This window comes from Ostreibacterium oceani (assembly GCF_009362845.1).
Classification (GTDB): Bacteria; Pseudomonadota; Gammaproteobacteria; order Cardiobacteriales; family Ostreibacteriaceae; genus Ostreibacterium; species Ostreibacterium oceani.
This window is the reverse complement of record NZ_WHNW01000005.1, coordinates 52,968-75,802: the sequence shown is the minus strand read 5'-3', so window position 1 is coordinate 75,802 and position 22,835 is coordinate 52,968. Positions and strand designations below refer to the sequence as shown.

Here is a 22,835-nt window from a genome sequence, read left to right as displayed (position 1 = left end):
GCCTAAAACGACAAACTTTCTAATTCTTCTACAAAAGCCGCGCCATCGTCAACTTCACCATCGCGAAGCGCCGTCCACGCCGACTCATCCCATAATTCAAACTTATTACCCTGACCAACCATCACTAGTTTTTTATCTAGCCCTGCAAATTCACGCAGACTCGGCGTCAACAAAACGCGTCCATGCCCATCCAACACATACTCAACGGCTTGACCTAAAAATAGGCGCTTTAATTGTCTGACCGACCCAGAATTAGGACGCGAAACAATATCTGCCTCCACCTGCTCCCACTCATGAATCGGATAAACCAATAAACAAGACTCACCTGGCATCGGATTAGGCACCACAATCAGCTTCGACAACACGTCACGATGCTTAGCAGGCACGGCAATCCTACCTTTGCTATCCATCGTTACATTGTGCAGACCTCGAAACATGTTGTTTTTTATCCTTAGGCTTTTAACCCAATCAAGTCGTCAAACCAAGTCACCCGCGCTAATCAATAGCTAACCAATGACTATTTGTTTTTTTAAAGCAGTCAATAAATAAACCAATCGATGCAATTTATTCCACTTTATCCCACTAGTGCAAACTATATGACTTATTTTTAACAAAGTCAACGTTTTTAAATAAGAAAATTCACAACAAGTAGAATTTAAAACAGACAAAATATTAACATAGATTGCCAAAATATAGGCAAAATAATGCAAAAATTTAAATAAGTGGATTAAAGTGGGATAAAAAAACAGCACGCACAAAAAAACGGGGACAAGCCCCGTTACACATCACCGTCAATAAACTGTGTGAATTATTTCATATTTAACAATATGCTGGCTAAAATTCAACCATCAGCCTAGCGGCATAGCAGCACTGGCACCTGAGATTGCTGAATTAACGCCGTTGTGGTGCTACCCAAAATTAAGCGCCTGATTTTTGAATGCCCGTACGCACCAATAGCAAGCAAATCAATCGCATGAGTATCTAGGTAATCCCTAACCACCGTGGCCACCGTGGCCACCGTGGCAACCGCCTCACCACTTTGCAAACTCGCAATCACGCTCAATCCTTGTGCGGTTAATTTTTCCTCAGCGACGGCCAGGCTCGCTGTCGCCTCAGCTGAATCGTTACCAACGTTTAGTAGATGAACTTCCAAGCCTTTAAACAATGCACTACTTGCCACGTAATCCAAGGTTTTTTGTGCCGACGCACTACCATCATAAGCAATCAAAATTCTCTCAATCGGCTTTGGCTGCTGGGTTGCCAGTAGCAAAGGCTTATGGATTGTCCTTGCCACACGCTCCAAGTTAGCCCCTAAATGGGCAGAATCCGTCTGATGCTGTTCGCCACGCTTACCCATAATAATCAAATCCAGCTCAGACTCCAACGTAGCAATTGTATCAACCAGCCGACCTCGCCAATGCAATATCTCAGGCTGGGCAATGCCGTTTGCTGCAAGCAATGCTTGCGCATGAGACAGCATTAGCTGCCCTTTTTTCAACGCCAGCTTACCGTGCGCCGCATCGATTTCGGCTAGCGCTTGTAGCAAATCAGATTTCGCACCCAGTCCAATTTGCCCCGTCATATCAATCGGATTACCCCCGACCGAGGAAGGCGTCACCACATGCAATAATGTCACAGGCAGCTGCAAACGCGCCTGCGCCCAGCTGATTAACGTACAAACACCATCCGCATAAAGCGACCCATCAATACAGCCCAATATTTTCGTCATTTTACCACCCCTCTATCAGTGCGGCGACAGCAAGTCGACGGCATCGGGTTTGTCATGAACACCCAGCTTATCAACCAACGTTGCACTCGCTTCATTCATCCCCAAGATTTCGACCTCTGTCCCTTCTCGGCGAAATTTTATCACCACTTTATCCAACGCCCCAACACCGCTCAAATCCCAAAAATGCGCCGCTGTCATATCAATCGTCACTTTTTCAATGACTTCTTTAAAATCAAATTGCGCCGCAAAATTGTCAGCACTGGCAAAAAACACCTGACCATAAACCCGATAAATTCGATGGCTGGACGCGTCCGCCATTTCAGATTCAACAAACAACAAATGCGAGACTTTTTTCGCAAAAAACAAGGCACTCATCAGCACACCCACAAAAACACCCAACGCCAGATTATGCGTTGCAACGACAACAACGACAGTAGTCACCATGACCAAACTTGATGATTTGGGGTGCGTTCGCATGTTTTTAATTGACGCCCAGTTAAACGTGCCAATAGATACCATAATCATCACCGCGACTAGCGCCGCCATGGGAATTTGCTTCACCCAATCCGCCAACACCAAAATCAAGAACAACAAAAACGCGCCCGCAAAAAAAGTTGACAGCCGCCCTCGACCACCTGATTTAACATTAATCACAGACTGCCCAATCATCGCACAACCCGCCATACCGCCAAAAAACCCTGATACAATGTTTGCCACGCCTTGGCCTGCGCATTCACGATTTTTTTGACTGGGCGTATCGGTTAGATCATCGACAATGACTGCAGTCATCAATGACTCCAACAGCCCAACAGCCGCCAAGGTAATAGAATAAGGCAATACAATTAATAATGTCTCTAGGTTCAGCGGAATATCGGGGATTAAAAACATCGGCATCGTATCGGGTAACTCACCCATATCACCGACAGCACGCAAATCCAATCCAACGACCATCGCAAAAATAGTCAACACAACAATCGCGACCAACGGTGAAGGAATTGCCTTAGTAAAATACGGCAGCCCATAAATGATACCAAGACCTGCCGCAACCATTGCATACATCTGCCAGCCCGCACCACTAAACTCAGGCAGCTGTGCCAAAAAAATCAAAATCGCCAAGGCATTAACAAATCCGGTCACAACCGAGCGCGAGACAAATCGCAGCAGCGAACCTAGGCGCAATACACCAGCAAGAATTTGGATAACACCCGTCAGCACGGTCGCCGCCAATAAATACTCTAACCCGTGCGTTTTGACCAACGTCACCATTACTAGCGCCATCGCACCTGTTGCGGCAGAAATCATCCCAGGCCGACCACCGATAACAGCAATAACCACAGCAATACAAAACGAAGCGTATAGCCCTACTTTAGGATCAACCCCTGCAATGATAGAAAACGCAATCGCCTCAGGAATTAGTGCTAACGCGACAACCATACCTGCCAATAAATCACCACGGATATTAGAAAACCATTCGGTCTTGAGTTGACTCCAATTCATTTATCACCTATTAAAATGTAATTATTTTTTCGTTTTTTCTGCCTGTCTTTGTTGGCGTATTGCACCCTAATTTCTACTATAGGTTAGCCTGCAGATTAGCCCATACATTAGCCTATAGATTAGCGCGCCTCAACATCCCTAGCCGAACATACTGGCACACCTAACAATCAATAAAAAAAGCAGACAATCGATATACAATTATCTGCTTTTAAGAAAATCTAACCAATCAACGGAAGCACAGAACACAAATCGCACAATACAGATCGCACAGCACAACGCGCACAACGCGCTAATAAGAACCTGACAGATGGACAGCGCAAGATGGCGGAGAGTGAGGGATTCGAACCCTCGATACGGCTATAAACCGTATACTCCCTTAGCAGGGGAGCGCCTTCAGCCGCTCGGCCAACTCTCCAATATTTTTTGTTTTAATGTTACTTTTTAATATTGCCAAACGTTAGCATCAGCAACCCTGACAATCTGCACCTTGGCAATCTATACCTCGGCAATTACCCATTGCGCTAGCGGCAAGCCACTCAAAAGAAAGCCAGCCTACGTGACTAAGTAACTTCGACAAGGTAACTTAAAACGCCAAAAGATTAACACGATTATCGAGCGCTGTAAATTATTTATTACGACAAATCAACAAATCAACAAATCCGACAACACGGACGACCCGCAAAACGACCCGCCAAAACGACTAAGCCACAGCGACAGGCACAATACCAGACGTCATGACAGTCAAGCTGAACGATACTTTGATGAATGATACGTCGACGATTAACGTGTTAACAACTAACAACTAGGCGTCAACAATCTAGCGATTAAAGTTTTCCTCTTCTTCAACGCTTCGCTGCGTCTCTTCTGGCGCTGCTTCTTGCGCAACTTCAATCCCATGAATCCGGTTAAAAATTTCTTCTCGGTGCACTTCAACCTCAGGCGGCGCATCAATACCTAATCGTAATTGATTGCCCTTAGCTGCTAGCACAGTAACGCGAATATCTTTATTAATAACAATGGTTTCACCAACACGACGAGTAAGTATTAACATAGCAATTTCCTTATGTATAAATTTATCAGTTTAAAAATTAAGAAATCTTTCTTTTTAATAGTCATATGCTGACAGTCAATAAGACAATTTCCTAGATATAAGTATAACTAATTTAGCTATTAAAAACAAGTTTTGTCAGAAAAGTTTCACATGTTTCATAAAAAATCAATGTAACGCAACCTGCAACGCAACCTGTGAATAATAACAATAGCAAGCGCATCAAGGCAGTACCCGTAGCCAAATCACGCCGCCAAATCACGCAGTCAAGCCCATTCCCGGCCCATTCCCAGCCCACTCTCAACTCACTTCCAGCCACACTCTCAACCCCCGCCCAACTAAAAGCAGGATAGCGAAAAAACTGACACCGCCATACATTGACGCCAATGGTTAGCGTCTTATCTAGCGCCTTATTTAGGGTCTGCATTTACTCAAGACCCATCGGAATCAGTGACTCCCCAGCTTGGCATCCAATTTGGCACTCAATTTGCTTTGTGCGAGAATTAAATTCACACTGCTTTGTATCGGTTTATGGTATTATACGCGATGATTTTTATTCTCACAGCACAGGTGGAGCAATGAACCAAAGCTACAATGATATTGACCCGCAAGAAACCCAAGAATGGCTTGACGCGCTAGATGCCGTTGCCAATGCCGACGGACATAGCCGAGCGGAATTCATTATTGAGGCACTACAGACACGAATCGCCAAATTCACTGGTAAAATGCCATTTAGCGCTAACACGCCCTATGTCAACACGATCCCAAGAGCCCTCGACAAGCCACTGCCTGGCAATCAGCAACTTGAGAAAAAAATCGTTGCCTTAGTGCGCTGGAACGCAATGGCAATGGTCGTCAAGGCCAACCGCATATCACCTGAGCTTGGTGGACATATCGCAAGCTTTGCCTCATCAGCAACCTTGTATCAAATGGGACTAAACCATTTTTGGCGGGCACCGTCTGATCACCACGGCGGCGATTTAATTTTTTTCCAAGGCCACAGCTCACCAGGCATCTATGCCCGCGCCTACCTAGAAGGCCGCTTAAACAAAGAAGACCTGCATCGATTCCGCCAAGAATGCGATGGCGATGGCTTATCGTCTTACCCTCACCCTTGGCTGATGAAAGATTTTTGGCAATTCCCCACTGTCTCTATGGGGCTGGGGCCGATTATGGCGATTTACCAAGCCCGTTTCATGAAATACCTCCAGCATCGAGGGCTAATCCCCGAGGAAGACCGCAAAGTCTGGTGCTTTATCGGTGACGGAGAAACTGACGAGCCTGAATCGCTTGGCGCTATCTCACTCGCTGCACGCGAAAAATTAGATAACTTGATTTTTGTTATTAACTGTAATCTTCAGCGGCTCGATGGCCCAGTCAGAGGCAACGGTAAAATCATCCAAGAGCTAGAAGCCAATTTTCGTGGCAATGGCTGGAACGTCATTAAAGTCCTCTGGGGCTCAGTATGGGATGAGTTTTTAGAGAATGACAAAGATGGGTTGCTACGAAAAGTCATGGAGGAATGCGTTGATGGTGAATATCAAGCCTTTAAAGCCAAAAGTGGCGCCTACACTCGCGACAAGTTTTGGGGCAAACACCCTGACCTCAAAGCTCGTGTTGCCCACCTAAGTGACGATGAAATTTGGGCGATGAAACGCGGTGGCCATGATGTGCAAAAAGTCTATACGGCTTACGACGCGGCAGTCAACACCACAGGCCAACCCACCGTCATCCTCGCCAAAACGGTCAAAGGTTACGGCATGGGCGAAGCGGGTGAAGGACAAAACACCACACACTCACAAAAGAAAATGGGGCGCGATGCCCTCATCCAATTTCGCGATCGGTTCGATATCCCTATTTCTGACGAAGAAATCGATGATGCACCGTTTTACCGTCCACCCGAAGACAGCGAAGAAATCCAATACCTCAAAGGCCTACGTGCCGCATTAGGTGGCTCAATCCCTGCACGACGTTGGCAAATCGAACCACTGCAAACCCCTGAGCTAGAGACGTTCAAAGCACTCTTAGAGTCCTCGGGAGATCGGGAAATGTCAACGACCATGGCGTTGGTTAGGATTTTGAGCACCTTGGCGCGTGATAAAGTGATTGGCAAGCGCATTGTACCCATCGTCCCTGACGAAGCACGGACTTTTGGTATGGAAGGCATGTTTAGACAAATGGGAATATACTCACCCTCTGGACAATTATACGAACCAGAAGACGCCGATCAGCTGATGTGGTACAAAGAGGAAAAAAATGGCCAAATCCTCGAAGAAGGCATCAACGAAGCAGGCGCGATGTCTGACTGGATTGCCGCCTCAACGGCCTATAGCCATCATAATATCCAAATGATTCCATTCTACATTTATTATTCGATGTTTGGATTCCAACGGATTGGTGATTTGGCTTGGGCAGCAGGCGATATGCAAGCCAAAGGCTTTATGATTGGTGGCACGGCTGGGCGAACCACCTTGGCTGGCGAAGGACTCCAACACCAAGACGGACACTCCCACATTAACGCACACACCATTCCAAATTGTATCGCGTATGACCCAACCTTTGCCTATGAACTGGCCGTCATCATTCAAGACGGCATGCGACGTATGTACCAAGAAAACGAATCTGTTTTCTATTACATTACAACGATGAACGAAAATTACACACACCCTGCCATGCCAGACGACCCTAAGGTAAGAGACGGCATTGTCAACGGTATGTATTTGTTCAAAAAAGCAGGTCGCCATAAAATCAAAGCGCAGCTCATGGGATGCGGTGCGATTTTACGTGAGGTTATCGCGGCCGCTGAAATTCTCGAGTCCGAATATCAAGTCGCTTGTAATATTTGGTCGACGCCAGGTATTAACCAGCTGAGAAAAAACGGCGAAGACTGTGAGCGCTGGAGTCTATTGCATCCTGACAAAAAACCGCGCTTGCCATTTATTACACAGTGCCTAGACAAACAAACTGGGCCTGTCGTTTGCGCGACAGACTACATCAAGCTGTATGCCGACTCACTACGACCTTATGTGCCCAATAAATTTGTTGCGCTAGGCACAGACGGCTACGGACGCTCTGACACACGAAAAAAATTGCGCGAGCATTTCGAAGTCAACGCCAAACACATTGTTGTATCGACCCTCTGCGCACTACACGACATGGGAGAGGTGGATTTAAAAACGGTCAAAGCCGCGTTTAAAAAATACGACATCAACCCCGACAAACCTAACCCTGTCACACAATAAGGGAGAATTCAAATGGCTACTGAAATTAAAATTCCAGACATTGGTGATGAAAGCTTACCCGCAATTGAGATTCTCGTGCAAGTCGGTGACCACGTTGACAAAGATGCGCCGTTAATTGTTATCGAATCCGACAAAGCCGCCATGGAAGTCCCTGCCCCTTCCGCGGGCACGATTGCTTCGCTGACAATAAAGGCAGGCGATGAAGTCAAAACGGGAGATGTCATTGGCACCCTAACCGTTTCTGAATCTGAATCTGCGGCTGAATCTGAATCTGAATCTGAGTCTGCGGCTGAATCTGAGGTTGAGTCTGCGGCTGACTCATCAAAAAACAAACCCGAAAAAAACAAATCCACGGATACTAAGGCAGATACTAAGCCAGACACTAAGGCTGAATCAGACGAAACCGTGATTGACTTAGTTGTACCAGACATTGGTGATGATGCCGTCCCTGTCATCGAAATATTCGTTAAACCAGGCGATGAAGTTGACGCAGAAGCAAGCTTACTAACCCTAGAGTCTGACAAAGCCGCAATGGATATGCCTGCCCCGAATACTGGCAAAATTGTCTCACTAACTGCCAGTGTTGGCGACAAACTATCAACTGGCGATGTCATTGGTCAATTGGTGGTGGCTGCCAATAATAATGGCAACGGCGCACCACAGTCTGAAGCAGCGGATAACGTAGCAGATAAAGCTGCGGATAAGCCAGAGAATAAATCAACGCACGAATCAGTGCACGAATCAGCGCACGAACCAGCAAGCACAGCCAAACACGACAATCACGCGGCGCCCATCGATAACACTGCCTTCAGACAAGCCCATGCCTCACCATCAGTACGTAAATTTGCGCGCGAAGTGGGCGCTGATTTAGGGCAAATCAAAGGCACAGGCCGAAAATCACGCATCACCCATGACGATGTCAAAGCCTTTATCAAATCGGAACTAAGCAGCAAAACACAAACCAGCACAACGGGGACAGGCATTCCGCCAATTCCTACGCAAGACTTCAGCAAATTCGGCACGATTGAAACGCAACCACTATCACGTATCAATAAAATCTCAAGCCAGCATTTAACGCGTTGCTGGTTAAATATCCCGCACGTGACACAAAATGACGAAGCCGATATTACCGAATTAGAAAACTTTCGAAAATCACTCAAAACAGAAGCCGAAAAACAAGGCGTTCGCGTCACCATGTTATCTTTTTTGATGAAGGCGTTAGTTGCCGCCATGCAAGCCTACCCCAATTTCAATTCGTCACTAGCTGGTGACGGTGATTCATTGATTATCAAAAAATACTATCACATTGGTATCGCCGTAGACACACCTAATGGGCTGGTCGTGCCTGTTATCCGTAACGTGGACCAAAAAAATATTTATGACTTATCGCGCGAACTCATGACACTCAGTGAAAAAGCCCGTGATGGCAAACTAACACCTACCGATTTGCAAGGCGGTTGCATGAGTATTTCTAGCTTAGGTGGCATCGGCGGCACCAGCTTTACACCCATCGTCAATGCTCCCGAAGTCGCCATTTTGGGCGTTTCTCGGTCCAAGATGCAACCCGTTTGGGATGGCAAAGCCTTTGTACCGCGTAATATCCTGCCACTGTCTCTATCGTATGATCACCGCGTCATAGACGGTGCAGACGGCGCACGATTTACACAGCATATTGCCGCCACACTGGCTGATGTTAGACGCTTGCTACTATAGCTGATTTTATTTTAGGTGCTTGTTATTAAATAGTTATTTTTTCAGGTCTTTTTCAGACGGCAGACAAGCATCGCTGATAAGGCGCCAGCCACAATAATGACTGATTATACGCCTAATTATACACCTTGCTATGCGCCTAGTAATGTCTCAGAGCGGTTTGATGCCCAGTACTTTTCTGGGGTGATTATTTGCTTTTTGCGCACTAAACGCGCGCAAAAAACGGTCAGACTATCCTGATTGTCAGGAATTTTTTTTAAATTTCTCTAAATTTTTTCATTCAAAACAAACTCAATTTTCAATGGTCTGAAAAAAGAAAATACCCATAAACCCAATGCGCAAATACTACCTAGCAGTGCTGTAAATATCAATGACATCAGTACGGCTATAAACGGCGCAACGAATATTGCTTTAATCCCAGTGACAGGCTGATCGTTCCAAGTTAATGTCCCCAAGCCCAACATCCCTAATACACCGAATAAAAGGAATACAGGGAGAAAGCCCACCGTTAAACCGATCACGAACAATTTAAACACAGTCCCAGCACTTACTTTTTTAACTTCAATCTGTTCCATAGCTTCCCCCTATTTTTTTATTTACACAACGAGCGACCTATTCTAAGTCAAAATAACCAATTTTTCTATTGCTTGTCGGAAAATAGAAAAAATCAATCCAAATAAAAAGTTAAAGAAAAACAAAAAACCCTTGAGCCCTAGTTAGTTTGTTCACACAGTACTTTTAACGTCATTTTTTTAGTATGATAGAGATAAAACTGGCACAAATGAGAGTATCATCATGACAACAAATACGCACGGCTTATCGATTGGCATAGAGCGTACCAACAATACGTTTTATGTTCATATAAAAGCGGTTGGCAAATTAACACATTCAGATTACGAAGCCATCACACCAATGTTTGAAGCCGCGTTAGCCGAAGCCAAAGAACCAAAAGTTAAAACACTCATTGATGCGACGGCGCTGCGTGGCTGGGATTTACATGCCGCTTGGGATGACTTTCGCCTAGGCCTTAGGCATAGCAATGAGTTTGAAAAAATCGCGCTGGTTGGCCATAAAGACTGGCAAGCAGTATGCACTAAAATGTTTAGCTGGTTTATTTCTGGCGAAACAAAGTTTTTTACCAACAAAACAGCGGCGATTAAGTGGCTGCTAGCTTAATAAAATAAAACACAACGGGATAAATACAGATTATTTTTGGTGCTCATAATTTCGCCAAAATACCGAATACCGAATATCAAAGCGAGGGAAATAGTGCTCTATTATTTTATAAAAATCGTAATTACTGCCGTTTTGGTAGTGCTTATTTCAGAAATTGCCAAACGCAGTACGCTCATCGGCGCGATTTTAGCTTCAGTGCCGTTAACGTCAGTTCTGGCAATGCTTTGGCTATATATTGACACAGAAGATAAAGCCAAGATTAGCGAATTCTCCAGTAGTGTTTTTTGGTTGGTATTGCCTTCTTTGGCGTTATTTATTGCATTGCCTTTATTGCTAGACAAAGGCGTAAATTTCTACCTAAGTTTAATCATTTCAATTGGAATCACTGCGCTTTGTTATTGGTTAATGGTGGTGATGCTTCGTCACTTTGGCGTGGTGTTATGAACTTTCATAAAACAACCGCATCATGCGTTAACGCCTATAATCGCAATCGTGCTTATCGTGCTTTATAGCGCTGCACAAAGGCATCAATAAAGCCGGCTTTGTCTGACGTATAGGGCACAAATTGAATTAGCAAAATTCAATCAGGGCAATCACTCAGTGCGTTCAAATTTATCCAAATTTCACATTTCGATAGTGAACACAGGGATTTTAGTGGGTGTCCTGGATTGGTGTTTTCCTGGATTGGTGTTTCGGGCGAGTGTTAGCGAGTCCTGCGTGCCTTAGCTTGTTATGTATTTATGACACAACCATTTGCTAATTCTTGTTCGTCTGGGATTTCATATTTTGGCTCCATAAAGTTAAACATGAAATCAGTAACCTCGAAGGCGTAAACACTAGGGTCTTTGTCTAAGTTTCTTTTTTCTACGCGCTTTTTGCGAACATCTTTTGGCGCGCTCAAATAATGTACTTCTGGCTCAATGTCGAGACCCTTTGCAAGAGCAGCAAAATGACCGCGCTGCTCTTTAGTAGTAAAGCCTAGATCTAAAACCACGTTGCTGTCCAATTTTAAAATTTGCTCACTAACCTGCCAGATTTGAACATAACACCGATTCACTCTCTCAATCATCCAGTCATAATCAAGGGAGGTCATATCTTTTGAAAATAGATTCTGCATCCACGGATCTATAGAAAATCGGATTGCCCTAATGTCCTTGGATAAAGATAAGGAATATGTGGTCTTGCCAACACCTGTTGGACCCGTAACAATAATTAGTCTCGCCATTTTTTTGACTCTCTATTAGTGCATAACGCCTTGCTCACTGGTAAATTGGGAGCGCAGCGAGTAATTTTTCCGAGTGCAGCAACTTGTTAGGCCTCTGCGTCATAAACTTCTCTGATCTTTTGTGCCATTTGTGAAGTGACCGCAAAACCTTCTGCTGTGATGTGACTTAATGCGATATAAGGTTTGCTACTGCCCCCATTTGGTAAGCCTAGCTCTTCCTCTATATCGTTTTCTAAGACCACTGAAGAACCTATGTGGTTATCAATCTCATCAACAATTTTTTGTGTTATTCGATCTGCTGACGCAATTGCATCGTCCCCTTTGTGAGCTTGATGATCTCGGTCATAAACAGCCACATATGGGATAGAAAATTTATTCATCAGCTTAACGTAAAGAGGGATATTGTATTTTGAGCCACAATCAATTAACGTATATTCGTACCTGAAAACACCGAGCTTTTTCGCCAACAGAGGAAATACAGTTTTTTCTGTAGCGCCCTCTAGCAAAACAACTTTACTTGCAAAAAACAATTCCCCACGATCAGGATTGATCCAGTAGGAAAGATTAAAATCTTTCTTCGAATCACCTTCAAATAAGTCTTCGGTGCATTGTTTAACCTTAGTTCCGTTTAACTCATCATCCTTTGTTGCTATGTAAATAGACTTATAACGCTCAACATCAATTAAACCGCTTGAGTGAGTACATAGAATAACTTGACTCCCTGACTCAGACAAAGCCACGAATGAGTCGAATAACGACCTTTGTGCTTGAGGATGCAAATAAAGTTCAGGCTCTTCGAATATGAAGTATCTAGAATTTGATGATTTTCTATTTCCTCGCTCTTCCGCTGACTTTGCCTCAGCAAGAGCCTTCTTAGCAACAACTTGTATTAGCGCAACTGTCAGAGCACGCTGTAAACCGTGCCCTTTTCTTTTTATATCAGTTCTAACACCGTCATCAATCCAAACCTGCGTATTTGCTTTAAATACATTTTCAATATCAGGGGCGCTTACTTCAATATCTACTTTGGCACCCCATGCAACAAGTTCATCTGTTAACTCTTTCTCAAAGTCAGTTAATTGCTGAGGTCTATCATTATTGTCATTGCCTTCATGATCTTTTTTATTCAGGGTGGAAAATAGTTTCCCGAGTTTTTCCTTTGTTTCCTTCCAGTCGTTATTGTGCTCAGACATTAAAGCTACAACATCAGCATACATTTTTCCGAAAACACTAGAATCTTTAGAAGAAAAATCATCCGAGGCTTCTTTTACAGCTGGTATAAAGTAAACCTCACCAAATATTCCCTTTGCGACACTTTGCAAACCAAGAAAGTTTGTCGTCTCAAGCTCAAAAGCGAATTGAATAGCTTCCCTGTTATTTTGGATATATTCGTTTTGGGCATCAATGATGTTTTGTTTGGTAATTCGACCAGAATCGGGGATATAAGGATGGAATGGAAGACTGGAAGCAAGCTCTCTTTTAGTATAAGCAGAAGCATTTGCTTCTTGAAGCCAGGCATCCGATGGGTTTTCTATGTACCCTCGGTATTCAAAACTACCGCCTAGAAAGGCAGTTTTTCTTACAACTATTTTTTCTTCAGAGGTTAAATACTTCTTGAAAGTAGTTTTGTCTGATTCATCAAGATCACCAAACTCAATTTCCACAAATAGTTCTGAAGAACCATGATGAAAATCCAGATCTTGTTGCTTTATCTCACCAAAGAAGAACAAGACAGAAGACAAAAGGTTCGATTTCCCGTGGTTATTCTGGCCAATGATAACCATCAGATCTTGTGCTTCTAGCTTTTGTTCTTTTAATGAACGCCAGTTTTTGACCCATATACTTTCAATTTTCACTATTTATTCCTTGTAGCCTAACAGTAGGATAACGAACACTTTGCCTTATATCCCTTTATAGAAGACAGGCAATTAAATATTAAAATAATCTGCATTATCAATCATTTTCTCGTGAGCTGTCGGATAAATAACAATAACATGGTATGTCCTGATTTCATATTCAACAGCAGTTTATTAATCATGAACTATAACCTTAAACCTTGATGCAAATCAACTTATTATTAGATTTTTTGTTGTTCGTTTTAATGGAAAAGCCACTTTTTATCGTGATATATGCGTATTGATTTGTCGCTTTGTTGCCTTTTATATCAATTCGCTCTTTGCGCCTATAATGGCGACTGTGCTTTATAGCGCTGCACTAAGGCGTCAATAAAGCCGGCTTTGTCTTGATGTATTAGGGTGAGTTCTTTGGGTTTTTGCATGTCGGCGTGCATGGGGCGGACATACGCGTCGCTCCAGATGGCGAGTTCGATGATGAGGGGGGCTAGTGCGAGTCCTTTTTCGGTTAAGCGATAGATATTGGTTTTTTTATTGCCCGGCATTTGTGTTTTGGTGATGACTTCGAGCGCTTCAAGGCATTTTAATTTGGTCGATAAAATATTGGTGGCGATGGCTTCATCGCTTTGTGTAAATTCTTTAAAGGTTTGTTTTCCCTCGACCAGCATTTGTTTAACAATAATCAACATCCAGCGATCACCGATAATATCTAGTGCCGAGGTAATGGGGCAATCGCACCGAAAGGGTACTGTGTTGTGCATGGAATGCGCTCAAAAAGTGAAATATAGAGTGCCTATGATAAATCACTTGCAAAACAAAAGCAATCATGTACAATGCAAATTACTTGCAAATTAAAAGTAATATGCTAGTATTATCACTTGCAATATGCAAGCAAGAAAATTAACCCCCCCCATTCTTAACAGAGGAACATTTGATGAAAAACGTGATTATTACAGGCAGCAGCAGTGGATTTGGGCAAACATCCGCGAAAGATTTTGCTGACCAAGGCTACCAAGTATTTGCCACCATGCGTCAACCAGACGGCAAAAATGCCGCTGTTAAAGCAGAACTCGCCGCACATTCGGACCACATCCATGTTGTGGATATGGATGTCACCAATGACGAATCGGTTAAAACGGCAGTCGCTGGAATACTTGCCAAAGCAGGCAGCATTGATATTTTAATCAACAACGCTGGGGTCATGTACATTGGCATCACCGAAGCGTTCAGCATGGATCAAGCCAGAGCGCAAATGGAAATCAACTACTTTGGCGCGATTCGTACCATGCAAGCGGTATTGCCAGCGATGCGCGCAGCGAAATCAGGCTTGATTGTTAATACGTCGTCATTAGTTGGGCAAATCTCGCCGCCCTTTTTCTCGACTTACAGCGCGACCAAGCACGCGCTTGAAGGCTATGTGCAAGGCTTACGCTACGAAGTCGCGCCATTGGGCATTGATGTTGCGATTGTGCAGCCGGGGCCGTTCCGCTCAGGATTGTTAGGTGGTGGCGAAACGCCTGCGCGTAGCGATGTATTAGCCAGTTACGGCGAATTGGCAAACGTGCCAGCTGCGTTAACCGAGCATTTCGGACAGTTCCTAGAAAGCGAAGAAGCGCCTGACCCACAATTAGTCGTCGATACGTACTTAAAACTTGCCGCGATGCCTGCTGGCAAACGCCCAACGCGCACCGTCGTCGGTATCACATGGGGCGTGGATGAAATGAACGCTGCCAAGCAACCGATTCAAGACCGCGTACTGGCAGAAATGCAATTGGAAGACGTGTTAGGCGGTAAGGACGTTTAATCGTCCTGTATTGCATAACAAATCAAACGAGGAAAAAAGATGAAGAAAGCCTTAATTATCAATGCTCACCAAGAATATCCCTTTGCCAAAGGTGAGTTAAACCAAGCCGCTGCCGACTTTCGCCTGTTTTGATGTGATGAAAAACGGCGATATTGCCAATGATTTCAAACGTCTTGATCAACATCTGCAAACCGTTTTTGCAGGCTAACGCCAGCATCAAATAGCGTCAACGCATTGATTATCAATGGCTAACGAAACCGCTTCGGGGCAATCATGCGCCGAAGCGTGTTTGCGTTGACGCTTGATAACTTATCATCGCATCGGGAGGTGCACCATGAAAAAATCCATCGTATTAATGCTGTTATCGGGGCTATTGGCAGCGTGCAGCAGCAATCAACACGCCACACATGAAACCTCGTCGCGCAACGGAAAGGCGTCGGTTGAAACCTTAATGAACGCGATTAATAGCCGTGATGCCGCTGCTGCCGAAGCAATATTACATCCTGATTACGAGCAGCATAACCCCTTTATTGCCGACAAAGCGGAAGGGTTATTGAATTTATTCCCTGTGATTGAAGCGCAAAATATTCAAGTCAGCACGGTGCTATTGCTCGAAGACGGTGAATATACCGTTGCCTTAAACCAGTGGCACAATGCCGAAGCTTTTGGGCATGGTTGTAACGAAATGGTGGCGTTTGATTTCTTTAGCGTCAACACCGACGGCAGGTTGGCAGGTCATTGGGATGCGATGCAATGCGAAAGCGAGCCGAATGCTTCGGGTCGTCGCTTAACCGATGGTATTACTGCGATTACCGATTTGGATCAAACCGAAGCCAATAAATCCAAGCTCAAACAAGCCTTTGATATTTTCATTAACGGTACACTTGAAGAAGCTGGCGCAGCCTTACAAACCTATTTTCACCCTGATTATAAGCAACACAATCCTGACGCTGCCGATGGCATCGAGGGCTTTTTTGCCGCACAAATGAGCGGTAAAGTGAAACCAAGATGGGTATTTGAAAAGCAACATATTGTGGTTGGTGAAGGTAACTATGTGCTCTCGATTGCCGAAGGTCAGCACTTGGGCGTGCATTCAATTTTTTATGATTTAGTACGCTTTGAAAATGGTAAAATTGCCGAACATTGGGACGTGATTCAAGCCATCCCCACCGAAGGCTTAGCCAATGATAACACCATGTTTGGATTTTAGAGGTTTTTACTGAGGTTTTTACGATGACGAACACAGATCAATCAGCTTATACATTATATTATTGGACGGCGTGTCAGCAGTTTTGGGGGCGGGCGATTGGCGTCGTCCTGACCCTAGACGAAGCAGGTGCCGATTACACCATCCGCGAACCCAAAGATGCACCGACGGGCGAAGGCGAAGCGTTATTTGCCCATTTTCGTTATCCCGCCATCACCTTGCCGAACGGCATGACCATCGGACAAACGCCCGCGATTTTACAAATCTTGGGACAAACCTTTGGACTGGCGGGGCAAACCGAAGCCGAGCAATTCGATTGCCAGCAAACCGTGCTGGATATCAACGATATTTTTAGCGATGCGCTCAGTGGCAAATTGGCGGATAAACCCGAACGCGCCACGCAATGGTTTGAACTGCTCTCGCATAAACTCAAAGACCATCGGTTTTTGATTAATGATGCGCCAACGGTGGGGGATTTTCACGCCGTCTTTGCCACCGAATGGGTGCATCGTAAATATCGCACCGATGCCTATAATGACTTCCCTGCCTTAGCGCGTTGGTGGCAAGACATTTGTGCCCATCCATCGGTTCATAAAATGAAAAACAGCGGCATTGCGATGCTGCCGTAAGTGTGATGTGTGACTGACTTTTTAAGCCCTAGCTTTGCTAGGGCTTTTTTATTGGTGGATAGGGTCGTGCATTTATTATGCTCTCTTCGATTCGTCAGACTGCCAATGGTATAAAGGAAGTCGTTATGCCAGAACTTAAGTGAATAAGATATTGGTGGATTAATGGATTGTGTTGTATGCTTATTTTAAATAAAGCGTAGCTGAAGTGGCAAGGGTTCTAAGGTGCTCAATGAGGCATAAAACGAACAAAAAATGAACCAGATAGACGGCGCGTGCTAAGTGATTAAGCTGTGGCTCAATAGCATGATATTTACGGAATGCTGCGAATAAACTGTTAGGCGGCATCAAAATTAGGAGGTATAGGAAAAATGGAACGATTGTTTGTTTACGGTACGCTCGCGCCAGGAAGGCCGAATCATCATGTTTTAGAGGACATACCAGGTCATTGGGATAGAGCGATTCTAAAAGGGAAGCTGCTGGACGAAGGCTGGGGTTCGGCGCAAGGTTTTCCTGGCATTGTCCCATCAGACGAAGGGGAAGGAGTAGAGGGTTTTGTTTTTTCATCGGATCAGCTATCAAAACATTGGTCGATGCTTGATGAATTCGAGGGCACTGGTTATCAGCGACAACGAGTACAAGTCAAAATTGAAAGCGGTGAAGTTATTGAAGCCTATGTTTATGCGCTCAACACAGCCGCCTAACAAACAGATGTAGTCGCACTGCTTTGCCGATTGTGCCGTCAGAAAAGCGGCTGTCCAGAGCGTACCGTTATTTCAATGAATGGTGTCGTTCATAGGTAGTCGACCCTAGCAGGAATACTTACAGCAGACGCTGTTATTAGCAATGGCATTGCGATGCTGCCCTAAGTGTGGCGAGCAAAAAATTAACGGTTATGTCCTAAGAGGATAATATGGAAAATTATTTATTGTTTTTATTAATAGCGGTTATCACGGTGTTAAGCCCAGGTCCTGGTGTTGTTTTAACATTGACCAATACTATTCGCTACGGCACAAAAGGGGCAATAGGCGGGATTCTTGGCATTGCGTTTGGTACTTTTATAGTGGCAGGTGTATCTGCCACAAGCCTAGGAATCCTACTTATGACATCATCGCTAGCCTTTACGATTATGAAGTTTGTTGGCGCTGCGTATTTAATCTATTTAGGCATTAAACTTTGGCGCTCTCCTGCAATCAGCGTGGACTTAAACAATGCAACCTATAAAAACAGAAAACTTCAATTTTTAGAGGGGCTAACGCTCCAGCTGACCAATCCTAAAGCCGTCTTCTTTTTTATGTCCGTATTTCCGCAATTCATAGATTTCACCGAAGGTTTTACAACTCAATTCATCATTTTGGTCGTGACGTATAGCTCACTTGTCGTATGCATTCATCTAGTTTATTCATTACTGGCTAGGTCTGCACGAGGGTGGTTAGCTTCTGAAAAAGGCGGGCGTATCATCAGTCGATTCAGCGGTGGCACATTTATGTGCTTTGGTGTTGGTTTAGCCACTGCCAGCAAGTAGGGATAGAACAAATTTTTTTACATATGTTTATGGCTGCGGTTAAATCGATACAATCCGTAAAGCGAGGCTGGGATCGTCAGCACGGCAATCAGTGTTAAAGCAGTCGGTGCTGTGGCAAAGGATGTGAGCAGTCCGCTGAGCGCAAATCCCATCACCATGCCAAAATCCGCAAAAAACCGCCAAATGGCAAACAATCTGCCGTGATGTTGCGCGTTGCCGACGCTATGAATCAAGCTGGGCATGTAAATATCCATCAGTGGCAATCCGCAGCCACCCACAAAACCAAACACAATCAGCATTGGCAGGCTGTGCCAAAGTGCAACGGCGATTAAGCCGATTGCGACGATGATAAACCCATAAAAAGGTGCATGGTAAACCTGTTGATGCGCTCGACTGAATTTCGTTGGACTGAGTTGCGTCTGGCTGGGTAGCATCGCCCTGCGGAGTAATAGATTAGCGACTAATGCGCCGCAACCTTGGGCTGCCATAAACAGGCTAAAACCATCCAACCCCAAATGGTAGTGTTGATCAATGATAATCGGCACTAACACCACGCCCGCGCCGTACGCTAAATTAAAACGCAAAGCAAAACACGGCGATCATAATCAGCGGATAATGTAAAAACAGGCGAAACATGGTTTTAAACCGCGAAAGCAGTGATACGCTAGCCGTGTTCGGCTGAAATGGGATGATGGGCGTAAACCGTGACGCACAAACGGTTGCCAGCAAATAGCACGCGGCAATAATCAAAAAATAATCGCCTGTGTCGCTATGCGATGCCAGCCAGATGGACAGCAACGGCATCACGACACCTGCAATGCGCTTCGTGTTGTCGATCAGATGATTGATTGTGCCAATGGATGAGGCGTCGGTCAGTTGCGGAATGAGCGCGGAAAACGCGGGATTTTCAAACGACCACGCCACCGAAATAAAAAACACCAACCCTAACAGCAGCAACGGCGTCATCAAATCGCTCGCATAGAGGATAAAATACACAGCGACAACAACCAACGCATCGTATTGGCGCGAATCACAATCGATTGGCGATTGAACCGATCCGCGACTATGCCAGCAAACAACCCAAAACACCAAAATGGCAGGCGATACGCCGCCGCGACGCTCCCCGTAAACCATACTGAATCCGATAATGTCCACGCCATCCAAATAATCGCCATTTGATATAAATAATCACCCGAAAAACTCGATAAACGAAGCAGCCATATCCATAGAGCGGGTGGTTGTCATGAGTGAGTTTCCGAGGGAGTTGTTGGCAGGGGGCTAATGCTATCGGTTATTTGTGGATTCATTTACCGAGGTTTTATCAATCGATAATCAATGTACATAATGCCTTCGCACCACAGATTGATGTAGCCATTTTTAACACGAGGACCTGTTTCTGAAAGTACAAAAACATCTTTAGGTCTGTTATCAGCTATTTTTTCCATCGTACTTAAATTGAAATGCTTAAAAGGAGAAGACTCAATAACACTGATGGGTATATAGGTTGAAGGTCTTTGGGTGGTTTCTCCGTGTGTAAGTGTTTTGTCAAACACGACAGAGTAGCCTTTTTCTTTCTTATTAAACCATGCTTTGCCATAAAAAATTCGAAAATAATCTTCAAGCCCCCCTATGTCCTGACCATTGATTTCAAAAAATAAATCACGACTATTTATGACGCCTATGGCTGGTAATTGTAATTCAAAGAACTCTTCGTTTAAGTATGTATCAATTAATGATGACAGTCGAATTCTGGGCTGATTTTTACGCTTGCCTGATTCAGTTTCATGTGTATGTCTTGACGTTTCCGTTGCATTCATCGTCTGATCATTATTGTCATCACGTGCTAGTCGTTTAGTGCTTGGAAGTTGTAGGTCTAGACGACGGATGCCTTTATAATACGGGTCGCTCTCACCATAGATATCTTGGCACATGCTTGCAGCATGACTTTGGATATTGATATCTTTAGCTAAATCACATTCAGCACTGTGCTCACCGACAACTTTATAATAAGGCTCTCGTTTTCTTAGACGATCTGGACGATCTAAGTTAGCGCATGTGACGGGAGCAAGACAGTCGTTACCGGGGCATTTAAAGTTAAACTTTGACTTTATCTTACCTATTTTAAATTGTTGATCAGCCTCATAAGCAGTAATGTAAGATTTGATATCTTCTGCGTATGCTTTTTCCAGTTTCATACAAATCTCTCCAATATATTTTGAGTACTCATTAAATTAAATGATGTTTTTCTTCATCTGATTGATTATCCAATAACCACTCAGCCAGTTCAACAAAACCCTGTCTTTCGGTTTGTTGCGTGATGTATTTAGGTCGGTGCGCCAGGGTCTCGATACAATCCATCACATTCGCCACACCCACCGATAAATCAAAATAATTAAACATAACCGCGTCATTATGCGAATCGCCAATAAATAAGACGCGCTGCTTTGCTGTGTCTGCATCGATTGCCAATAGGTTGTGTAACAGCGCAAGCTGTACAGCGTTGGCTTTAAACGACTTGCTTCGATTTTGAATCTGCGCCCTATCGCTCAACACCCTGTCTTGAGCGCCTTATGCCTCACTTTTTAGCCCACGACGCAATTGCCATACCATCAAAACAATCACACCACCCAAAAAATACCGTGAATAGGGTTCTGCCCACAAACTCGGCTGAAAAATCAACCAAGCCGAGGCACTAAACACAACACTAGCCGCAACGATAAGACTTCGCCGCCACTGTGCACGTTGACGGCGCTCCTGTTGTTGCTGTTGCTGTTGTGTTTGCTGTAATTGCTGGTTAATCAACAAAGGCAATTGAGTGAGCGCCTCGGTATATTCACCTGAATGCGTACGCATTTGTTTAAGTATCGCACGCAGGCCAAATCGGTCTTTCATCCATTTTTCCAAAATGGGCTTACCCGTCTCCCACAAATCCAAATCAGGATACAACACACGCCCTAACCCCTCGATATTAAAAAAGGTTTTTTGCAACAATACCAGCTGAGGCTGCACCTCCATCTCAAAACGGCGAGCCGTTTGAAATAGTGTCAGCAGAAATTGAGCAAAGGAAATGTCTTTGAGCGGTTTGCCAAAGATGGGTTCGCTGGCTTTGCGAATAGCGGCTTCAAAATCAGTCACTGAAACATTGGCAGGCACCCAACCTGAGTCGATATGCAGCTTGGCAACACGGCGATAATCACGGTTAAAAAAGGCCAGAAAATTTTCCGCCAAGTAGTATTGATCCTGATCATTCAGACTACCCATAATACCAAAATCAATGGCGACGTATTTGGGTTTTTCGGGGTCGCTGATGTCAACAAAAATATTGCCAGGGTGCATATCTGCATGAAAATATTGATGGTAAAAGACTTGCGTGAAAAATATAGTCACGCCACGCGCAGCGAGTTCTTTCAGATTCACGCGTTTTTCACGCAGCGTTTTCATATCGCCAATAGAGACGGCAAATACACGCTCCATCACCAGTACGTTTTTACCACAATAATCCCAATAAATTTCTGGCACATAAAGCAAATCTGAATCTTTGAAATTGTGTTTTAGCGTACTGGCATTGGCTGCCTCTTGCATCAAATCCAATTCGCCCATAATGGTTTTATCAAACTCGCTAACCACCTCGGGCAAATGCAGCCGCCGAATATTTTTGGACAATCGTTGCAAGACATTGGCAAAGCGATACATCAGCCACAAATCATTGCGAATGGTGCGTTCAATCTGTGGCCGCACCACTTTAACAACCACCGATTCGCCGCTGTGCAGTGTCGCGGTGTGGACTTGTGCAATCGATGCTGATGCAAGCACCTCGTCACTAAACGAAGCAAATGCTTCACCGACAGGCGTTTTTAAGCTTTTCTCTATAATTTCAATCGCTAACTCTTTGGAGAAAGGCGCAACATCATCCTGTAACTTTGCCAATTCGGCAGCAATATCAGGGGGCAATAAGTCAGGGCGTGTCGATAACGCCTGTCCAAATTTGACATAAATCGGCCCCAATGACTCTAGCGACAAACGCACACGTACCGCGCGTGACTCCGACGGCTGGCGAAACCAAGCAACAGGCATCATAAAGACTAAGAGCTTAATCATACCATGCCGACTCGTTTTTGGAATCAGCGCATCAATTCGGTACTTGGCTAAGGTATGCCACACCTTAAAAAAACGCGCAACGTTTTGAATCACCG

At 44.5% G+C, this 22,835-nt stretch carries 22 protein-coding genes, 1 tRNA gene and 1 pseudogene; 10 read left to right on the top strand and 14 right to left on the bottom strand.

The genetic code is table 11. From position 1 onward, the window contains the following. Positions 1-2: 2 nt before the first annotated feature. From mraZ to csrA, 5 genes are all read right to left on the bottom strand, one after another. Positions 3-437: a division/cell wall cluster transcriptional repressor MraZ gene (gene mraZ / locus GCU85_RS05920; protein ID WP_152810263.1), complete on the bottom strand. Its 435-nt coding sequence runs from the start codon at positions 435-437 to the stop codon at positions 3-5. Positions 438-853: 416 nt separating this feature from the next. Continuing rightward, positions 854-1,729 carry a universal stress protein gene (locus GCU85_RS05915; RefSeq protein ID WP_152810262.1) on the bottom strand — a complete coding sequence of 292 codons (876 nt, stop codon included), beginning with the start codon at positions 1,727-1,729 and terminating at the stop codon, positions 854-856. 15 nt (positions 1,730-1,744) lie between these two features. Next, positions 1,745-3,226 carry a SulP family inorganic anion transporter gene (locus GCU85_RS05910; protein WP_152810261.1) on the bottom strand — a complete coding sequence of 494 codons (1,482 nt, stop codon included), beginning with the start codon at positions 3,224-3,226 and terminating at the stop codon, positions 1,745-1,747. 322 nt (positions 3,227-3,548) lie between these two features. Then, positions 3,549-3,641, bottom strand: a tRNA-Ser gene (locus GCU85_RS05905). A gap of 402 nt (positions 3,642-4,043) precedes the next feature. Next, positions 4,044-4,277 (bottom strand): carbon storage regulator CsrA, encoded by a 234-nt coding sequence (gene csrA, locus GCU85_RS05900; protein WP_152810260.1) that lies wholly within the window; start codon positions 4,275-4,277, stop codon positions 4,044-4,046. A gap of 575 nt (positions 4,278-4,852) precedes the next feature. On the opposite strand from csrA, the gene aceE reads away from it, so the two are divergent. Further along, entirely contained in the window at positions 4,853-7,516 is a 2,664-nt protein-coding gene (gene aceE / locus GCU85_RS05895; protein WP_152810259.1) for a pyruvate dehydrogenase (acetyl-transferring), homodimeric type, read from the top strand. Positions 7,517-7,528: 12 nt separating this feature from the next. Next, positions 7,529-9,229: a dihydrolipoyllysine-residue acetyltransferase gene (aceF, locus tag GCU85_RS05890; protein ID WP_152810258.1), complete on the top strand. Its 1,701-nt coding sequence runs from the start codon at positions 7,529-7,531 to the stop codon at positions 9,227-9,229. 263 nt (positions 9,230-9,492) lie between these two features. Here the strand turns inward: aceF and GCU85_RS05885 are convergent, their stop codons facing one another. Next, positions 9,493-9,801 (bottom strand): hypothetical protein, encoded by a 309-nt coding sequence (locus GCU85_RS05885; RefSeq protein ID WP_152810257.1) that lies wholly within the window; start codon positions 9,799-9,801, stop codon positions 9,493-9,495. Positions 9,802-10,021: 220 nt separating this feature from the next. Here GCU85_RS05885 and GCU85_RS05880 point away from each other — a divergent pair, with 220 nt between their 5' ends. Both GCU85_RS05880 and GCU85_RS05875 read left to right on the top strand, forming a co-directional pair. Then, a complete protein-coding gene (locus GCU85_RS05880; protein WP_152810256.1) occupies positions 10,022-10,402 on the top strand; it encodes a SpoIIAA family protein in 381 nt (126 codons plus the stop codon). A gap of 93 nt (positions 10,403-10,495) precedes the next feature. After that, complete coding sequence (locus GCU85_RS05875; protein WP_218110569.1) at positions 10,496-10,846, top strand: DUF3147 family protein; 351 nt, start codon at positions 10,496-10,498, stop codon at positions 10,844-10,846. Positions 10,847-11,132: 286 nt separating this feature from the next. Here GCU85_RS05875 and GCU85_RS05870 read toward each other — a convergent pair whose 3' ends face one another. The 3 genes from GCU85_RS05870 to GCU85_RS05860 form a co-directional block, all read right to left on the bottom strand. Then, complete coding sequence (locus GCU85_RS05870; RefSeq protein WP_152810254.1) at positions 11,133-11,627, bottom strand: AAA family ATPase; 495 nt, start codon at positions 11,625-11,627, stop codon at positions 11,133-11,135. An 86-nt stretch (positions 11,628-11,713) separates the two neighbouring features. Further along, complete coding sequence (locus GCU85_RS05865) at positions 11,714-13,483, bottom strand: ATP-dependent nuclease (RefSeq protein ID WP_218110568.1); 1,770 nt, start codon at positions 13,481-13,483, stop codon at positions 11,714-11,716. Positions 13,484-13,809: 326 nt separating this feature from the next. Beyond that, positions 13,810-14,241, bottom strand: a complete 432-nt coding sequence (locus GCU85_RS05860; RefSeq protein WP_152810253.1) for a winged helix-turn-helix transcriptional regulator — start codon at positions 14,239-14,241, stop codon at positions 13,810-13,812. Positions 14,242-14,414: 173 nt separating this feature from the next. Between GCU85_RS05860 and GCU85_RS05855 the strand changes: the two genes are divergently transcribed. The 6 genes and pseudogenes from GCU85_RS05855 to GCU85_RS05830 all read left to right on the top strand — a co-directional run bounded on the left by GCU85_RS05855 (position 14,415) and on the right by GCU85_RS05830 (position 18,642). Next, positions 14,415-15,284, top strand: coding sequence for an SDR family oxidoreductase (locus tag GCU85_RS05855; protein WP_152810252.1), 870 nt, complete (start codon positions 14,415-14,417; stop codon positions 15,282-15,284). A 109-nt stretch (positions 15,285-15,393) separates the two neighbouring features. Beyond that, positions 15,394-15,492: pseudogene (locus GCU85_RS10395) on the top strand (NAD(P)H-dependent oxidoreductase); the annotation flags it as partial. Between the two features lie 126 nt (positions 15,493-15,618). Beyond that, complete coding sequence (locus GCU85_RS05845) at positions 15,619-16,494, top strand: nuclear transport factor 2 family protein (protein WP_152810251.1); 876 nt, start codon at positions 15,619-15,621, stop codon at positions 16,492-16,494. 23 nt (positions 16,495-16,517) lie between these two features. Next, positions 16,518-17,120, top strand: a complete 603-nt coding sequence (locus GCU85_RS05840) for a glutathione S-transferase family protein (RefSeq protein WP_152810250.1) — start codon at positions 16,518-16,520, stop codon at positions 17,118-17,120. 368 nt (positions 17,121-17,488) lie between these two features. Continuing rightward, a complete protein-coding gene (locus GCU85_RS05835; RefSeq protein WP_152810249.1) occupies positions 17,489-17,821 on the top strand; it encodes a gamma-glutamylcyclotransferase family protein in 333 nt (110 codons plus the stop codon). Between the two features lie 209 nt (positions 17,822-18,030). Further along, positions 18,031-18,642, top strand: a complete 612-nt coding sequence (locus GCU85_RS05830) for a LysE family translocator (protein ID WP_152810248.1) — start codon at positions 18,031-18,033, stop codon at positions 18,640-18,642. 17 nt (positions 18,643-18,659) lie between these two features. Here GCU85_RS05830 and GCU85_RS05825 read toward each other — a convergent pair whose 3' ends face one another. The 5 genes from GCU85_RS05825 to ubiB form a co-directional block, all read right to left on the bottom strand. Continuing rightward, positions 18,660-19,226 (bottom strand): MFS transporter, encoded by a 567-nt coding sequence (locus tag GCU85_RS05825; RefSeq protein ID WP_152810247.1) that lies wholly within the window; start codon positions 19,224-19,226, stop codon positions 18,660-18,662. After that, positions 19,216-19,776, bottom strand: a complete 561-nt coding sequence (locus GCU85_RS10180; protein WP_235896236.1) for an MFS transporter — start codon at positions 19,774-19,776, stop codon at positions 19,216-19,218. The genes GCU85_RS05825 and GCU85_RS10180 overlap by 11 nt, the downstream gene beginning before the upstream one ends. Before the next feature lie 173 nt (positions 19,777-19,949). Continuing rightward, a complete protein-coding gene (locus GCU85_RS05815; protein WP_152810246.1) occupies positions 19,950-20,837 on the bottom strand; it encodes a hypothetical protein in 888 nt (295 codons plus the stop codon). A 31-nt stretch (positions 20,838-20,868) separates the two neighbouring features. Continuing rightward, a complete protein-coding gene (locus tag GCU85_RS05810) occupies positions 20,869-21,195 on the bottom strand; it encodes an HAD hydrolase family protein (protein ID WP_152810245.1) in 327 nt (108 codons plus the stop codon). Positions 21,196-21,210: 15 nt separating this feature from the next. Further along, complete coding sequence (gene ubiB, locus GCU85_RS05805) at positions 21,211-22,833, bottom strand: ubiquinone biosynthesis regulatory protein kinase UbiB (RefSeq protein WP_328592799.1); 1,623 nt, start codon at positions 22,831-22,833, stop codon at positions 21,211-21,213. Positions 22,834-22,835: the final 2 nt, after the last annotated feature.

Excerpts from the sequence above, each read along its gene's own strand:
- mraZ (WP_152810263.1), bottom strand. The coding sequence starts at position 437 with ATGTTTCGAGGTCTGCACAATGTAACGATGGATAGCAAAGGTAGGATT.
- GCU85_RS05915 (WP_152810262.1), bottom strand. The coding sequence starts at position 1,729 with ATGACGAAAATATTGGGCTGTATTGATGGGTCGCTTTATGCGGATGGT.
- GCU85_RS05910 (WP_152810261.1), bottom strand. The coding sequence starts at position 3,226 with ATGAATTGGAGTCAACTCAAGACCGAATGGTTTTCTAATATCCGTGGT.
- csrA (WP_152810260.1), bottom strand. The coding sequence starts at position 4,277 with ATGTTAATACTTACTCGTCGTGTTGGTGAAACCATTGTTATTAATAAA.
- aceE (WP_152810259.1), top strand. The coding sequence starts at position 4,853 with ATGAACCAAAGCTACAATGATATTGACCCGCAAGAAACCCAAGAATGG.
- aceF (WP_152810258.1), top strand. The coding sequence starts at position 7,529 with ATGGCTACTGAAATTAAAATTCCAGACATTGGTGATGAAAGCTTACCC.
- GCU85_RS05885 (WP_152810257.1), bottom strand. The coding sequence starts at position 9,801 with ATGGAACAGATTGAAGTTAAAAAAGTAAGTGCTGGGACTGTGTTTAAA.
- GCU85_RS05880 (WP_152810256.1), top strand. The coding sequence starts at position 10,022 with ATGACAACAAATACGCACGGCTTATCGATTGGCATAGAGCGTACCAAC.
- GCU85_RS05870 (WP_152810254.1), bottom strand. The coding sequence starts at position 11,627 with ATGGCGAGACTAATTATTGTTACGGGTCCAACAGGTGTTGGCAAGACC.
- GCU85_RS05860 (WP_152810253.1), bottom strand. The coding sequence starts at position 14,241 with ATGCACAACACAGTACCCTTTCGGTGCGATTGCCCCATTACCTCGGCA.
- GCU85_RS05855 (WP_152810252.1), top strand. The coding sequence starts at position 14,415 with ATGAAAAACGTGATTATTACAGGCAGCAGCAGTGGATTTGGGCAAACA.
- GCU85_RS05845 (WP_152810251.1), top strand. The coding sequence starts at position 15,619 with ATGAAAAAATCCATCGTATTAATGCTGTTATCGGGGCTATTGGCAGCG.
- GCU85_RS05840 (WP_152810250.1), top strand. The coding sequence starts at position 16,518 with ATGACGAACACAGATCAATCAGCTTATACATTATATTATTGGACGGCG.
- GCU85_RS05835 (WP_152810249.1), top strand. The coding sequence starts at position 17,489 with ATGGAACGATTGTTTGTTTACGGTACGCTCGCGCCAGGAAGGCCGAAT.
- GCU85_RS05830 (WP_152810248.1), top strand. The coding sequence starts at position 18,031 with ATGGAAAATTATTTATTGTTTTTATTAATAGCGGTTATCACGGTGTTA.
- GCU85_RS10180 (WP_235896236.1), bottom strand. The coding sequence starts at position 19,776 with ATGGTTTACGGGGAGCGTCGCGGCGGCGTATCGCCTGCCATTTTGGTG.
- GCU85_RS05815 (WP_152810246.1), bottom strand. The coding sequence starts at position 20,837 with ATGAAACTGGAAAAAGCATACGCAGAAGATATCAAATCTTACATTACT.